Origin of the sequence: Streptomyces corynorhini (genome assembly GCF_003346515.1) — a bacterium.
GTDB lineage: Bacteria > Actinomycetota > Actinomycetes > Streptomycetales > Streptomycetaceae > Streptomyces > Streptomyces corynorhini.
Genome location: NZ_QQNA01000002.1, coordinates 1 through 14651, shown reverse-complemented (window position 1 = coordinate 14651; position 14651 = coordinate 1). Strand labels below are relative to the sequence as shown.

Sequence of the window (14651 nt, the reverse complement as noted above, 5' to 3'; positions counted from 1 at the left end):
CGCCTTGCGATCCACGGCACCGGACCCCGCTCCCTCGTCCGGCCTGATCCGAACGGAAGACCCTGGGCCCTGGCTTCCAAGTCCCGGCTGCCCCGCGGCGCCCGGCACGCCCGCGCGCCGCGTGGGCGGAGTCGTCCGGGTACGTCCCCGGAGTCGTCCGGGTACGTCCCCGGAGTCGTCCGGGTACGTCCCGTACGAGGACGATCCGCCGCCTCGCGTGAGCGCTCGGCATCCGAAGGACGCGTCGGCGCGGATCCGTGCCGCACCCCTTGTCGCCGTTTCCGCGAGCGCCTAGCATCGCCGCATCGTCAATCGAATCGATTCGACGCAGGTTCGACAGACCGTTCTCCACCGGTACGCGGCACCCTCCCGCGGCACCCACCGGGCACCCACCGGCACCCCCGCACCACCCATCCGACCGCCCCGACCGCCCCGCACGCCCCTCGCACCACCTCCGTCTCCTTACAGAGCCGTAGACCGAACGGAGAGCCCCTCGCCATGCCGTTCCTCCGCCGGCGCCCACCGGCGCCGACCCTGATCCTCACCGCGCTCCTGGCCGCCTCGGGCCTGGTCGGGTGCGCCGAGGTGCCCGACCCCGGGACCATCACCGTGCTGAACTCCGCCACGGACACCCACGAACACGACGAGGAACAGAAGTTCTTCGACCGCTGCGCGAAACCGCTCGGCGTGCGGGTCAGGCAGACCAGCGTCCCCGCCGACCAGGTCGCCTCCAAGGCGCTGCGGATGGCCTCCTCGCACTCCCTGACGGACATCCTGGAGCTGGACGGCTCCGAGCTGCCGCAGTTCGCCGACACCGGCGGCCTCGTACCGCTGGCGGACGCCGGAGTGGACGTCACGGGCATGTCCGAGGGCGCCGTGAGCATGGGCAGCTTCCGGGGCACCTCGTACGGCATCGCCCGGTCGGTGAACTCCCTCGCGCTCATCTACAACGCGGATCTGCTGCGCGAGGCGGGCGTCGAACCGCCCACCACCTGGGACGAGTTGAAGGCCGCCGCCAAGAAGCTCACCCGGGGCAGGACCTTCGGCATGGCCTTCAGCGCGACCCCCGACGCGGACGGCGTCTACCAGTTCCTGCCGTTCTTCTGGTCGACCGGCGGTGACGAGGCCCGGCTCGACGACGGCAAGGGCGCCCCGGCGCTCCAGCTCTGGAAGGACCTCGTCACGAGCAAGTCGGCCTCCAGCGCCGTCGTCACCTGGAACCAGCAGGACGTCAACGACCAGTTCATCGCCGGGCGCGCCGCGATGATGATCAACGGTCCCTGGCAGGTGCCGGTGCTCAGCGCCCAGAAGAACGTCACCTGGGAGGTCGCCCCCGTACCGGTCCCCGAGGCAGGCCGGCCCCCGGTGCCGCCCATCGGCGGCACGGTGATGGCCCTGCCGAGGACCGGGGACAGCGGCCGGCAGCGGACAGCCGCGAAGATCGTCAACTGTCTCAACGAGGAGCGCAACCAGGTGGCCTGGGGCGAAGCCGTCTACAACGTGCCCACCCGCACGGCGGCGTCCGCCGCCTACAAGGACCAGAACCCCAAGCTCGGCGCCTTCGCCGACCAGGTGGCCACCGCCCGCTCGCGCACCGGCCGGGTCGGCGCGCGCTGGCCGGTCGTCTCCGACGCGCTCTCCGGCGCCTTCCAGTCCGTACTGACCGGACGCGCGACCCCCGACAACGCCCTGAAGCAGGCCCAGTCACGGGCCACGGCCGGAAAGTGAGGTGAGCGATCCGTCATGACCACCACCGTCACCACGTCCGTCACCGCGCCCACCGGGCGCCCGCGGCCGGCCGGCGTGCCGCGCGAGCGCCGCCGCGCCACGCTGCTGCGCTGGTGTTTCGTCGCGCCCGCGGCCCTCTACATGCTGGCCTTCTTCGGCTATCCGCTCGTACGCAACATCCTGATGAGCTTTCAGCACTACAGCCCGCGCACCTACTTCACCGGCGAGGCGCCCTTCAACGGCCTCGACAACTGGCGCGGGGTCTTCGACAACCCGCTGTTCGCCCAGTCGCTCTGGCACACCCTGGTCTTCACCTTCGGCTCGCTGCTCGGCCAGTTCGTCCTCGGTCTCGCGCTCGCCGTCTTCTTCTCCCGACGCTTCCGGCTCTCCGGATTCGTCCGCGCCGTCCTGCTGCTGCCCTGGCTGGTCCCGATGGTCGTCTCGGCCGTCGTCTGGCGCAAACTCCTCGACCAGGAGACCGGCGTCCTCAACACCCTGCTGATGGACCTGCACCTCACCTCGTCCGCGATCCCCTGGCTGAGCAGCCCGAACGTCGCCCTCTTCGCCGCGATCCTGGTCAACGTGTGGATCGGCATCCCGTTCAACATGGTGATCCTCTACGGCGGCCTCCAGGAGATCCCGCGCGATCTGTACGAGGCCGCCGCGCTCGACGGCGCCGGAGCCTGGCGCACCTTCCGCAGCCTCACCCTGCCGCTGCTGCGGCCGGTCGTCACCGTCGTCCTGATCCTCGGCTTCATGTCCACGGTGAAGATCCTCGATCTGATCCTCGCGCTCACCGGCGGCGGCCCCGCCGACTCCACCCAGACGCTGGGCACCCTCACCTACCAGCTCTCCTTCCAGCAACTGGACTTCGGCCAGGGCGCCGTGGTCGGCAATGTCCTCGTCCTGGTCAGCGCGGTCTTCGCCGTGCTCTATCTGCGCGCCAACCGTTCCGACTTCGGCCAGGGGAAGTGACCGCCGTGCCCACTCGCGCCCTACCCGTCCCCGGCACCCCGCGCCGCGCCGGCAGCACCGTCGCCGCGCTGGCCGTCCTCGTCGTCCTGCTCTTCCCGCTGTACTGGATGCTGAACATCGCCCTCCAGCCCGGCGAGAGCCTCGCCGCGACGCGCTGGCTGCCCACCACGGCCGGCTGGGACAACTTCCAGCGCGCGCTGAGCAGTCAGGGCGGCTCGCTGGCCACCAGCCTGGTCGTCGCGCTCGGCGCGGTCGTGGTCTGTCTGGCGCTCGCCGCCCCCGCCGCGTACGCGCTGGCGCAGTTCGGGCTCCGCTCGGGGCGCGCCATCGTCTTCGCCACCCTGATCACCCAGATGGTGCCGGGCATCGTCATCGCCAACGCCCTCTACAGCGCCTATGTCGAACTCGGCCTGGTCAACTCCACCCTGGGGCTGATCCTCGCCGACGCCTCGCTCGGGCTGCCGTTCTCCATCGTGCTGCTGCGCGCCTTCATGGTGTCCATACCGCGCGAGGTCGTCGAGGCGGCCCTCGTCGACGGCGCCAACAGGTTCACCGCGTTCGTGCGTATCGTGCTGCCGATGAGCCGCAACGCCCTGATCACCGCCGGTCTGTTCACCTTCCTCTTCGCCTGGTCGGACTTCATGTTCGCGCTGACCCTCAACACCACGGACGACGTCAAGCCCATCACGCTGAGCATGTACGAGTACATCGGCGCCCATGTCAGCGACTGGGGAGCGGTCATGGCCACCGCCGTCGTCTCCGCGGTCCCCGCCGCGATCCTGCTGGTCCTGGCGCAGAAGTACGTCGCCGCGGGGATCACCGGCGGCTCCGTCAAATAGCGGACGGCCCCGGACGCCCGCGCCCGGGGCCGTCCGCACCGAAGCCGTCCGCCGCGCCGACCCCACCGGCCCGGCCACACCGCTACGAGCAGAAGCAGGAGCACTGATGAAGTTCACCGACGGGTACTGGCAGATGCGCCCCGGCGTCACCGCACGCCACGCGGTCTCCGTGACCGACGCCGTCGTCACCGACGACCGGGTCACCCTCTACGCGCCGGTCACCAGGGTGACCCACCGGGGCGACACCCTCAACAGCCCGCTGCTGACCGTGGAGTGCTGGTCACCGGCCGAGGGCGTCATCGGTGTCCGCCTCACCCACCACGGCGGACGCCTGCCCCGGCGGCCGGAGTTCGCGCTCACCCCCGGCGGGGGGAGCGGCCACGCCAAGGTGGTCAGGGAGGGCTCCACGATCGAGCTGGTCTCCGGTGAACTCTCCCTGCGGACCGACACCGAGGCACCCTGGCAGCTGGACTTCACCGCGGGCGGCCACACCCTCACCTCGCTGGGCCGACGCGGCGCAGGCTTCGCCACCGACGCCGAGGAACGCCACTTCATGCTCGCGCAGCTCTCGCTCGGCGTCGGGGAGAGCGTGTACGGGCTGGGCGAGCGCTTCACCCCGTTCGTCAAGAACGGCCAGACCGTCGACATCTGGCAGGCCGACGGCGGCACCAACAGCGAACAGGCGTACAAGAACGTCCCGTTCCATCTCACCAGCCGCGGCTACGGCGTCTTCGTCAACCACCCAGGACTGGTCTCCTACGAGGTGGGCTCGGAGACCGTCGGCCGCGTCCAGTTCAGCGTCGAGGACCAGAGCCTGGAGTTCTTCGTCATCCACGGCCCCGGCCCCCGCGAGATCCTCGCCCGCTACACCGCGCTCACCGGCCGGCCCGCGCTGCCGCCCGCCTGGTCCTTCGGCCTGTGGCTCTCCACCTCCTTCACCACCTCCTACGACGAGACGACGGTCAACCGCTTCGTCCAGGGCATGGCCGACGCCGAGATCCCGCTCAGCGTCTTCCACTTCGACTGCTTCTGGATGCGCGAGTACCAGTGGAGCGACTTCGTCTGGGACCCGGACGTCTTCCCCGACCCCGAGGGCATGATCGCCCGCCTCAAGGAGCGCGGACTGCGCGTCTGCGTCTGGCTCAACCCGTACATCGCCCAGAAGTCCAGGCTGTTCGCCGAGGGCATGGCCGGCGGCCATCTGCTGAAGAAGCCCGACGGCGACGTGTGGCAGTGGGACCGCTGGCAGCCCGGCATGGCGCTGGTCGACTTCACCAGCCCCGCCGCACGCGACTGGTACGCCGGCAAGCTGCGCGTCCTGCTCGACCAGGGCGTCGACTGCTTCAAGACCGACTTCGGCGAGCGGGTGCCGGTGGACGTCGCCTGGCACGACGGATCCGACCCGGAGCGCATGCACAACTACTACACGCAGCTCTACAACGAGACCGTCTTCGAGCTGCTGCGGCGCGAGCGCGGCGAGGGCGAGGCCGTCGTCTTCGCCCGCTCCGCGACCGCGGGCGGTCAGCGGCTGCCCGTGCACTGGGGCGGCGACTGCGAGTCGACCTTCGAGGCGATGGCCGAGTCGCTGCGCGGCGGACTCTCGCTCGGGCTCTCCGGCTTCGGCTTCTGGAGCCACGACATCGGCGGCTTCGAGGGCACCCCGACCCCCGCCGTCTTCAAACGCTGGGTGCAGTTCGGACTGCTCTCCTCGCACAGCAGGCTGCACGGCTCCAAGTCCTACCGGGTGCCGTGGGACTACGGGGACGAGGCCGTCGCCGTCACCCGCTCCTTCACCCGGCTCAAGCACCGGCTGATGCCCTACCTCTACCGGGCCGCGCTCCAGGCACGGGACTTCGGCACCCCGGTGATGCGCGCGATGGTGCTGGCCTTCCCCGACGACCCGGCCTGCCACCCGCTCGACCGCCAGTACATGCTGGGCGACGACCTGCTGGTGGCACCGGTCTTCACCGAGGACGGCACGGTCGACTACTACGTACCCGAGGGCACCTGGACCCAGGTGCTCACCGGCGAGCGGATCCAGGGACCGGGCTGGCGGCGCGAGACCCACGGGTTCGACACCCTGCCGCTGCTGGCCCGGCCGGACGCGGTGATCCCGTTCGGAGCCGTGGACGGGAGCCCCGAGTACGACTGGGCGGACGGCGTGACCCTGCGCGTGTACGCGCCGGGGGACGGCGACAGCGAGGTCGTGGTGCCCGTCCCCGCCCCGGACGGCTCCGGCGACGCCGCCGTCTTCACCGTACGGCGCACGGCTGCGGACGTCGTCGTCGAGACCGGCGGCGCGCTGCCCTGGCGGGTGCTCCTCGTGGGGGCGGCCCCGACCGGCGACGGCGTCGCCGACCCGCTCGGCGCGCTCTACACCTGCCCGGCGGGCACCGGCCGGCTCACCGCCCGCTGGGCCTGATCCGGCGGCCCCGGCGGCAGCGCAGGCCGCTTCCGCCGGGGCCTCACCGCGGGGTGCTCGCCGCGCCCTCGTCGAGCCGGTACTCCTCCGGGTCCGCGTCGTACGCGTACAGCTCCGCGTAACGGCCCCAGTCGGTGGCGGTCTCCAACTGCTGGTCGACCTGCTCGCTGGTGTAGTGATGGGCCAGCAGATCGCGGAAGAACCCGGCGCGCAGGGCACCGGACGGATTCTGCCGCAGACTGGTGGTGATCAGCCGCACCAGCGGAGCGCCCATCGCCGCCTCGGCGAAGAGGGTCTTGGACTCCTGCACGTCGGCCCCGGCGAAAGCGGCCCCGACGCGGGTGAGCAGCAGATCGTCGCCCCTGACCTCGCCGAAGCCGAGCAGGTCCAGCGCGTCGACGAGCGGCAGCACATCGTCGATCTCCAGCACCAGATCGTCGGCGAGATCCGCCAGATCGCACCGGTCGCCGCGGTGCGCGACCATCTCGGCGAGACCGGACAGCCCGTCGACGCTGGCCGTCGGCAGCGGCGTGTTGGTGTACGTGCGCCGCTCGGGACCCGCGGGCTCGGGCCTACCCGGGACGCGGGGCTCCTTCGGCCGGCCGGTCATGGTCCGGTAGACCCGGTCGATCAGCTCCTCGAAGGCGGCGGAGTTGCGCTGTCTGGGCCGCTCCAGCCCCACCTCGAACGTCTCCCGGATGGTGCCGGGACGTGAGCCGAGGACCACGATGCGGTCCGCCATCAGCACCGCCTCCTCGATGTTGTGGGTCACCAGCATGATGGCGCGGGTCGGGAAGCGCCCCGACTCCCACAGCTCCATCAGCTCACCGCGCAGATTCTCCGCCGTCAGCACATCGAGCGCGGAGAACGGCTCGTCCATCATCAGCACGTCCGGCTCGACGACCAGCGCCCGCGCGAACCCCACGCGCTGGCGCATCCCGCCCGACAGCTCCTTCGGATACGCGGACTCGAAGCCGTCGAGCCCGATCAGGTCGATCGCCCCGACCGCCGCCTCCGCGCGCTCCAGCGCCCCCACGCCCCGCGCCTCCAGACCGAGTTCGACGTTCTGCTGGACCGTCAGCCACGGCAGCAGCGCGAAGGTCTGGAAGACCATCGCCGTGCCCGGGTTCGCACCGGTCAGCGGCGTGCCCCGGTACGAGACCGTCCCCGAGCTGACGGGGATCAGCCCCGCCAGGCAGCGCAGCAGGGTCGACTTGCCCGATCCGGACCTGCCCAGCAGGGCGACCACCTCACCTGCGCGTACCTGGAGGTCGATGCCTTCGAGCACGGGAAGTTCGCGGTCGGCTCCCGCGTACGACTTGGTGACGTTCCCGGCGTCGAGCAGAACGTCGCCGTCAGCGGCGCGCGGCGGGGCGGGCGGTCTGCGGTCCCGGGGAGAGCGGGCGGGGCGCAGCTTGCGCAGAGCGTCGAAGATCATGTCGTACTCCGTAACCGCGTATCCGGTGGCGGGCTGTCTCAGAGGGCGTAGCGGGCGTCGGCGAGCCGGTACAGCCGCCGCCAGACCAGCCGGTTGAGGCCGACGACGTACAGGCTCATCACGGCCACCCCGGCGATCAGCCGGGGGAAGTTCCCGGACTGCGTGGCCCCGGAGATGTACGCGCCCAGGCCCGTGGCGGTCAGGGTCGTACCGCCGAAGGTGACGACCTCCGCGACGATCGAGGCGTTCCAGGCGCCGCCGGACGCGGTGATGCCACCGGTCACGTACGACGGGAAGACCCCCGGGAGGACCAGCCGTCTCCAGCGCTGCGCGCCGCGCACCCCGAGATCGTCCATGACCTCCCGCAGGTCGGTGGGGATGGACATGGCGCCCGCGATGGTGTTGAAGAGGATGTACCACTGGGCGCCCAGCGCCATCAGCAGGATGCCGCCGACATCGATCGGGAGACCGGTCCTGAGGAAGAACCAGACGGCCAGCGGGAAGAGGAAGTTGGCGGGAAAGCTCGCCAGCACCTGCACGACCGGCTGGGCCACCCGGGTCAGCCTCGGGGAGAAGCCGATCCGTACCCCGATCGGCACCCACACCACGGTGGCCACGGCCACCAGGACCACCACGCGCCCCAGCGTGACCAGCCCCACCACCAGCGGCTCCGCGAACACCCCGAGCCCGGTACGGGCGTGCAGATAGCCGCCGAGGTCGACCAGGCCCCACAGGATCAGCGCACCGGCCACCGCCGCGAAGGCGACATCGCCGGTGCGCCGCCGACCGGGGTCGATCCGCAGCGGCCGGTCGTCCACGCCGAGGACCCGGGCGGCCCGTGCGAGGCCGTGTCGCGCGGGACGGGTGAGCCTGCCGAGCAACCGGGGCCAGTTGGAGCGGCGCAGGAAGTTCAGCACGAGGGAGCGCTGCACCTCGGTGGCCTCGGCCTGCTCGTTCTTGAACTTCTCCGCCCAGGCGGTCAGCGGCCGCCAGAACAGGAAGTTCACCCCGATGACCATGACGGCCATCGTGAGAACGGCCCAGCCGACCCGGGCCAGATCGCCGTCCGCGATGGCGGCCCCGGCGTACGAGCCGACCCCGGGCAGCGCGTAGTCCCGGTGGTTGACGCTGATCGCCTCGGAGGCGACCAGGAAGAACCAGCCGCCGCCGAAGCTCATCATGCCGTTCCACACCAGGCCGATGGCGCCCGACGGCACCTCCACCCGCCAGAAGCGCATCCACCGGGTGAAGCGGAAGGACCGGGACAGCTCGTCGAGTTCGCGGGGCAGCGAGGTGAGGGAGGAGTAGAAGCCGAACGTCATGTTCCACGCCTGCGAGGTGAAGATCGCGAAGATCGACGCGCACTCCAGCCCCAGCATCGAACCGGGGAACAGCGCGATGAACCCGGTCACCGCGACGGTCAGGAAGCCGAGCACCGGCACGGACTGGAGGATGTCCAGCGCCGGGATCAGGATCCGCTCCAGACGGCGGCTCTTGGCCGCCGCGTACGCGTACACGAAGGTGAAGACGGTCGAGAGCGCGAGCGCGACGAACATCCGCAGCAGACTGCGCGCCGCGTCGTAGGGCAGCCGGGCCGGATCGGTGTCGACCCGCGCCGACTCGCTGGTGGAGAACGAGACCGTCGTCCCCTGCCCGACCCGCAGCGTCAGATAGATCAGCACCAGCACGGCGGCGGCCACCACCGCGTCCGCCCAGCTCATCCGGGCCGGCCGACCGGCGAACCGGGACGTAGGCGACGCCCGCGAGGTGGTGGTACGGGTCCGGAAAGACATCACAGGAACCTCCGACCACACTCTGTGCAGCCGCGTACCTCGCGTGCAACGCGCCACACGGGTGGCCGCGCGCGAAAGGGCGGCGCCACCGCCTCACCGGCCGGTGGCACCGCCCCTCACGGAGAGGGAGGCGTCCGCGTCAGCAGCCGAGATCGCCGCCAGGGTCGACACCCAGGACCGACGCGAATCCCGTGTAGAGATCGATCCGGCTCTGCACCTGGGCGGGGTTTCCGCCGTTGCATTCGATACTTCCGTTGATGCTGCGAATCGTCTCGCCGAATCCGGCGCCGTTCACCATGGCGCTGTGCGGCGTCATCGTGCCGGGGCCGCTCTGGGTATTCCAGTACCAGAGCCCGGTCTTCCACGCGACGGCCGCGTCGTTCTGCACGAGATCCGGATTGTTCAGCAGATCGATTCCGAGCGCGTCGCCCGCGCTCTTGTAATTGAAGTTCCAGCTGAGCTGGATCGGCCCGCGTCCGTAGTACTTGTCCTGTCCGGCCGGGCAGCCGTACGGCTGACTCGTGTCGCAGTAGTGCGGATAGTTCGCGGTGTTCTGCTCGACCACATGGACCAGGCCGCCCGTCTCATGGCTGACATTGGCCAGGAACGCCGCGGCCTCCCGCTTGCGCACGTCGTCGCCGCCCGCCCCCGAGAACTCGGGATAGGCGCTCAGCGAGGCGGTCAGACCGCTGTACGTGTAGAACGGGTTCCGGTTCGGGAACATCTGGTCGAACTGGGCCTCGCTGACGACGAAATCGTCCGCCGCCGCGGCCGGCGCCTGCTGCGCCGAGGAGAAGGGCGCGAGGGAGAACAGGGAGAACGCGGCCGCCGACGCGGTCGCGGTGAGCAGCCCGATGATGCGCTTGCGCACGTGATTCACTTCCTTGGATCCGGCCGCCCGAGGCGCGGCGGCCCCTGCGTGTGGGGGCGGGCGCGCCCCCGCGCGGGGGCCGGGGCGCGCCCGGTGAGAGGTGCGGTGTCCGCCGGGGCTCAGCCGCCGACGTTGACGTCGATGCAGGCGTAGAAGGCGTTCGAGGTGTCCGCGATGTTCCAGAACGCCAGGACCTTCTGCTGACCGGTCAGCCCGCCGAAGTTCACGTCGTGGCTGACGGTCGCGCCGGGCTGCGCACCGTTGTCGTCGAACTCGGCGATCTTCTGACCGCCCGCGTAGTACTCCCAGGTGCTGGTGGAGTGACGCGCGGTCAGCTGCCACTGGAAGGTCGTGGTGCTGTTGACCGGGGTCACCGTCCAGCCCTTGGAGTCGTCGTCCAGCTCCGAGAACCGGGAGTTCCCGCCGCTGCAGCTGGTGAGCCCCTTCGGGCCCTCCACGCTCTGCGGCTCGTAGGTGATGTCACCGCAGCCGACGGTTCCCGCCGCGCACTGCGCCTGCCTGCTGGGCGGGGAGGAGATGTATCCGTGGGCGCTCGCGGAACTCGCGGGAAGGCTTATGGCGAGTACGGGGGCGACGACGGCGCCGAGCGCGACGGCGAGCTTCCTCTTGTTGTTCATGGGGGGAGAACTCCTTCACTTCAGGACTTCCCGCTGGATATACGGACCGTGGGGGACCGGAATACCGCGGGTCGGCCTCTCAGGTGTGGGGCCCAGAGGCGCGAAGGTCGGCGGTCGATTCCCTTTCCGGCGGAGCGTGTTGGGCGTTGCGTTCGGAAAGGACCCGACCACTTGGCCTAGACCATACAGGTCGAGATGATCCCGTCAAGGGGACTGCTGGAAAGGGCTGTTGGGGCGCCGGACGGGTGCGGCGAGCCCGCCGAAGGTCCCGATCGGGGCTTTTCCCGGCGCTCCGCGTAACACGCCCGCACGGGCCGGAACCGGCCGGAGCGCGCACCCGACGCGGATGCGGGATCGCGGTCCCGCGCCCATGGTGGACGGGAGTACGTCCCCGAGTGAGGAGCCCGCACATGTCGATGCTCGACAAGCTGAAGAGTCTGCTCAAGGGCCATGAGGGTGTGGCCCGCCAGGGGGTGGAGAAGGCGGGTGACGCCTTCGACCGGAAGACGGGGAACAAGTACCGCGGCCAGGTCGACACCGCGCAGAAGAAGATCGAGGAGCAGCTCGACGCGGAAGGACCGCACCCCGGCGACCGTCCCCCGAACGGCTGACACGGTACGGGTGACGCGGTGCGGCTGACACGGTACGGGTGACGCGGTACGGGTGACTCGGTACGGGTGACGCGGCGACGCGGGGCCGTTTCCACGGACAGCGCCGGACGGCCGAACCGCGGGCGCCGCGCGGCCGTGCCATGGATGAGCGGTCCGTGCCGGTTTCCCGGCACGGCCGCGACCGTCCGGTACCGGAGAGGGACCATTCCGCGATGACCAGAACCGCGTTACCCCGCCACCGCGCCCGCCGCGCCGCCACCGTCCTCACGCTCACCGCCACCGCCCTGACCGCGGTGCCGGCCGCCTCCTCGGCCCGCCCCGCACCCGCCAGCGAGGTCGTCACCTGGGCGGCCAGCGCCGACCGGCTGGGCGAGGCCGTTCCCGGGCGCACCCACCGCGTCGTCATCCACACCAGCGCGGGCGGCCGCGACCTGCGGGTCCGGCTCTCCAACGCCTTCGGCGAGGCGCCCGTCACCTTCGGCCGCGCCTACGCGGGACCGCGCGCCGCGGGCGCCGCCGTCCAGCCCGGCCACAACCGCCCGCTCACCTTCCGGGGCGCCGCCTCGGTCACCGTCCCGCCCGGCGGCTCCGTCTACAGCGACCCGCTGCCCGGGACGGTACGCCCCGGGGCCGACCTCGCGGTGAGCGTCTACGTACAGGACGCGGCCGGTACCGCCACCGGCCATGTGCGGGGGAACCAGACCTCCTACATCGCGCCCTCGGGCGATCACGCCGTCGAGGAGTCCGACGCCGCCTACACCGAGCGGACGACCTTCCGCCACTACCTCGACGCGGTGGTGGTCCGCGCGCCCGCCGGCACCGGAGCCGTCGTGGCGTTCGGCGACTCGATCACCGACGGCTCCGGCTCCACCCCGGACACCGACCGCCGCTGGCCCGACTTCCTCGCCGCGCGGCTGCGCGACGACCGCGCCACCTCCCTCAAGGGCGTCGCCAACGCGGGAATCTCCGGCAACAAGGTCCTCGGCGACGGCGCGGGCGTCAGCGCCCTCAAGCGCCTCGACCGCGATGTCCTCTCCCAGCGCGGCCTGCGGACGGTGATCCTGCTCGAAGGGGTCAACGACATCAAGGCCGTCCCGGCCCCCACGGCCGCCGAACTGATCGACGGCTACCGCCAGATCATCGCCAGGACCCACGCCGCCGGTGCCTGCGTGGTCGGCGCCACCGTCATGCCGTACGAGGGCTGGGGCGAGTGGAAGGAGGCCGGCGAAGCGGTCCGCCAGGAGGTCAACGCCTTCATCCGCGACAGCGGCGCCTTCGACGCCGTCGTGGACTTCGACGCGCTGGTACGCGACCCGGCCGCCCCGGCGAAGATGCTGCCCGTCTACGACAGCGGGGACCATCTCCACCCGAACGACGCGGGCATGGAGGCCATGGGCGAGCACGTCGAGCCGCGCGCCCTGCGCTGCTCCCGGTGAGCGCGGCGGGCTCCGGAACCCGTACGGCGCAGCAACGCAGCGCTCGCGCGCCCCGTACCCCGGAGAGTGGGGACGTACGCCCGTACCCGCCCGAGGCACCCGCGACGTGCCCGACCCTCCGGAGCCCGCCATGACCTGTCACACCCGACGCGACCTCGGCCTGCTCGCCCTGCGGCTCGGCACCGGAGGCGTGCTCGCCGCGCACGGCGCACAGAAGCTGTTCGGCTGGTTCGGCGGCGGAGGCATCGACGGCACCGCACAGGGGATGGACGCCATGGGCTACCGCCCGGCCCGGCCGAGCGCCATCGCCTCGGGGGTCGTCGAGGCGGGCGGCGGTCTGCTGCTCGCCCTGGGCCTGGCCACCCCGGCCGCCGGAGCCGCCGCCGCGGGCGGCATGGCGGGGGCGGCGGCGGTGCACGCGCCCAGCGGGTTCTTCGCCCAGTCGGGCGGCTTCGAGTATCCGGGCTTCCTCGGCTGGACCGCCGCGTCCATCGGCCTGGCGGGGGCCGGGCGTTACTCCCTCGACCACGCCACGGACCACTGCCTCGACCGGCACTGGATGGTCCCGGTCGCCTTCGCGGCGAGCGCGGCGGCGGCGGTCCTGGTCATCCGCAGGCGCGCCCAGGGCCTGGCGGCGGCGGCCGACGAGGCGGCCGACGGCGGCGGCACGGCTCCGTAAGGGGCTGTGGACCACCTGATCGCCCTGTGCGCCCGCCGCCGAGCACAGCTCATCGGGGTCCAGGAGGTAGAACCCCGACATCACCCCCCCCCCACGCGTACGCGCCGAACGCCAGCGCGGCGGCCAGGACCGCGGTCAGGGCGGAAGTGACACCGTCCGGTATGCCTCCGACGGCGCGGAGAGCAGTGCGAAGAACAGAATAATCCACCCTGCCCAGACCTCACCCGGGCATGATCGGTTCCACCGGTCCGCCGGAACCGATCGGATCGCCTCGCCTGTGGCGGGTTAGCCTGCCGCCATGCTCGCGCTGCTGCACACCTCCCCGCTCCATGTCCCGGTCTTCGACGCGCTGGCCGCCGCGGACCATCCGGGGCTCGGCCTGCGCCATCTCGTCCACGAGGAGCTGCTCGTCAGGGCCAGGGCGGCGGGGCCGGGCGCCGTGGCGGACCGGGTCGGGGCCGTGCTGGCGGGCGCGGTCGCGGCGGGGGCGAGCGCCGTGCTGTGCACCTGCTCCACCCTCGGCGCCGTGGCGGAGAGCACCGCCCCCGCGCTCGGCGTGCCCGTCCTGCGGATCGACCGGCCGATGGCCGGGGCCGCCGCGTCGGCCGGGCGGGTCGCGGTCGTCGCCACCGTGGAGAGCACCCTGGGGCCGACGGCCGCGCTGATCCGCGAGGAGGCGGCGGGCCGGGACGTCACGGTGCGTACGGTGCTGGTCGAGGGGGCCTGGGCGCTGTTCGAGGCGGGCGACCGCGACGGCTACCTCGACGCGGTGGCGGCGGCGGCCGACGACGTCACGGGAGCGGACGTGATCGTGCTCGCCCAGGTGTCGGCCGCCGACGCGGCCGAACGCGTCACGAGCGCCCTTCCGGTGCTCGTCGCCCCGCGCTCGGGGCTGGCAGCGGCGGTGGCCGCGACGGTCGCCGCCGGGGAACGTACGGGCTGACCACGCGTGGATCCGGCGCGCGTGGGCACGCGCTCCGGGAGACATTGGGAACGCACGACTCCCGCACTTCTGGAGGACAGGCATGACCAGTCCCTACCCCGACCCGGTACCGCCGTCGCCCACCCCGCCGCCGGGGCCGCCGGGACCCGTCCCCGGCCCGGTGCCGGTGCCGCCGCCCGGCCCGGCGCCCGTACCAGGACCCGATCCGCTGCCCTCGCCGCCGGGCCCCGGCCCCACCCCCGTACCGCCTCCGGAGCCCGAGCCGCAGCCCGGCCCGG

13 protein-coding genes are annotated in these 14651 nt (G+C 71.9%); 9 read left to right on the top strand and 4 right to left on the bottom strand.

The features are described from left to right. Positions 1-498: 498 nt before the first annotated feature. The 4 genes from DVH02_RS00360 (at position 499) to yicI (ending at position 5964) form a co-directional block, all read left to right on the top strand. A complete protein-coding gene (locus DVH02_RS00360; protein ID WP_114621630.1) occupies positions 499-1728 on the top strand; it encodes a sugar ABC transporter substrate-binding protein in 1230 nt (409 codons plus the stop codon). A gap of 15 nt (positions 1729-1743) precedes the next feature. Beyond that, positions 1744-2703, top strand: a complete 960-nt coding sequence (locus DVH02_RS00355) for a carbohydrate ABC transporter permease (RefSeq protein WP_114621629.1) — start codon at positions 1744-1746, stop codon at positions 2701-2703. Beyond that, positions 2700-3542, top strand: a complete 843-nt coding sequence (locus DVH02_RS00350; protein WP_407697572.1) for a carbohydrate ABC transporter permease — start codon at positions 2700-2702, stop codon at positions 3540-3542. Before DVH02_RS00355 ends, DVH02_RS00350 begins: the two co-directional genes overlap by 4 nt. Positions 3543-3648: 106 nt before the next feature. Then, positions 3649-5964, top strand: coding sequence for an alpha-xylosidase (yicI, locus tag DVH02_RS00345; RefSeq protein WP_114621628.1), 2316 nt, complete (start codon positions 3649-3651; stop codon positions 5962-5964). Positions 5965-6007: 43 nt separating this feature from the next. Here the strand turns inward: yicI and DVH02_RS00340 are convergent, their stop codons facing one another. The 4 genes from DVH02_RS00340 to DVH02_RS00325 all read right to left on the bottom strand — a co-directional run bounded on the left by DVH02_RS00340 (position 6008) and on the right by DVH02_RS00325 (position 10704). Continuing rightward, a complete protein-coding gene (locus tag DVH02_RS00340; protein WP_114621627.1) occupies positions 6008-7402 on the bottom strand; it encodes an ABC transporter ATP-binding protein in 1395 nt (464 codons plus the stop codon). Between the two features lie 38 nt (positions 7403-7440). Continuing rightward, a complete protein-coding gene (locus DVH02_RS00335) occupies positions 7441-9123 on the bottom strand; it encodes an ABC transporter permease (protein ID WP_233517960.1) in 1683 nt (560 codons plus the stop codon). Between the two features lie 211 nt (positions 9124-9334). Beyond that, positions 9335-10066: a chitinase gene (locus DVH02_RS00330; RefSeq protein ID WP_114621625.1), complete on the bottom strand. Its 732-nt coding sequence runs from the start codon at positions 10064-10066 to the stop codon at positions 9335-9337. Between the two features lie 119 nt (positions 10067-10185). Further along, entirely contained in the window at positions 10186-10704 is a 519-nt protein-coding gene (locus tag DVH02_RS00325; protein WP_114621624.1) for a lytic polysaccharide monooxygenase auxiliary activity family 9 protein, read from the bottom strand. Positions 10705-11114: 410 nt separating this feature from the next. Here DVH02_RS00325 and DVH02_RS00320 point away from each other — a divergent pair, with 410 nt between their 5' ends. The 5 genes from DVH02_RS00320 to DVH02_RS35835 all read left to right on the top strand — a co-directional run. Beyond that, positions 11115-11315, top strand: coding sequence for an antitoxin (locus tag DVH02_RS00320; protein ID WP_114621623.1), 201 nt, complete (start codon positions 11115-11117; stop codon positions 11313-11315). Positions 11316-11527: 212 nt separating this feature from the next. Beyond that, positions 11528-12751, top strand: coding sequence for an SGNH/GDSL hydrolase family protein (locus tag DVH02_RS00315; protein ID WP_114621622.1), 1224 nt, complete (start codon positions 11528-11530; stop codon positions 12749-12751). 130 nt (positions 12752-12881) lie between these two features. Next, a complete protein-coding gene (locus DVH02_RS00310) occupies positions 12882-13430 on the top strand; it encodes a DoxX family protein (RefSeq protein WP_114621621.1) in 549 nt (182 codons plus the stop codon). 298 nt (positions 13431-13728) lie between these two features. Continuing rightward, positions 13729-14373, top strand: a complete 645-nt coding sequence (locus tag DVH02_RS00305; protein ID WP_114621620.1) for an aspartate/glutamate racemase family protein — start codon at positions 13729-13731, stop codon at positions 14371-14373. A gap of 82 nt (positions 14374-14455) precedes the next feature. Beyond that, positions 14456-14651, top strand: a 196-nt coding sequence (locus DVH02_RS35835; RefSeq protein ID WP_114621619.1) for a hypothetical protein, incomplete at its 3' end; no start/stop codon positions are given.

Coding starts and splice junctions, on each gene's coding strand:
- DVH02_RS00360 (WP_114621630.1), top strand. CDS start 499: ATGCCGTTCCTCCGCCGGCGCCCACCGGCGCCGACCCTGATCCTCACC.
- DVH02_RS00355 (WP_114621629.1), top strand. CDS start 1,744: ATGACCACCACCGTCACCACGTCCGTCACCGCGCCCACCGGGCGCCCG.
- yicI (WP_114621628.1), top strand. CDS start 3,649: ATGAAGTTCACCGACGGGTACTGGCAGATGCGCCCCGGCGTCACCGCA.
- DVH02_RS00340 (WP_114621627.1), bottom strand. CDS start 7,402: ATGATCTTCGACGCTCTGCGCAAGCTGCGCCCCGCCCGCTCTCCCCGG.
- DVH02_RS00335 (WP_233517960.1), bottom strand. CDS start 9,123: ATGAGCTGGGCGGACGCGGTGGTGGCCGCCGCCGTGCTGGTGCTGATC.
- DVH02_RS00325 (WP_114621624.1), bottom strand. CDS start 10,704: ATGAACAACAAGAGGAAGCTCGCCGTCGCGCTCGGCGCCGTCGTCGCC.
- DVH02_RS00320 (WP_114621623.1), top strand. CDS start 11,115: ATGTCGATGCTCGACAAGCTGAAGAGTCTGCTCAAGGGCCATGAGGGT.
- DVH02_RS00315 (WP_114621622.1), top strand. CDS start 11,528: ATGACCAGAACCGCGTTACCCCGCCACCGCGCCCGCCGCGCCGCCACC.
- DVH02_RS00310 (WP_114621621.1), top strand. CDS start 12,882: ATGACCTGTCACACCCGACGCGACCTCGGCCTGCTCGCCCTGCGGCTC.
- DVH02_RS00305 (WP_114621620.1), top strand. CDS start 13,729: ATGCTCGCGCTGCTGCACACCTCCCCGCTCCATGTCCCGGTCTTCGAC.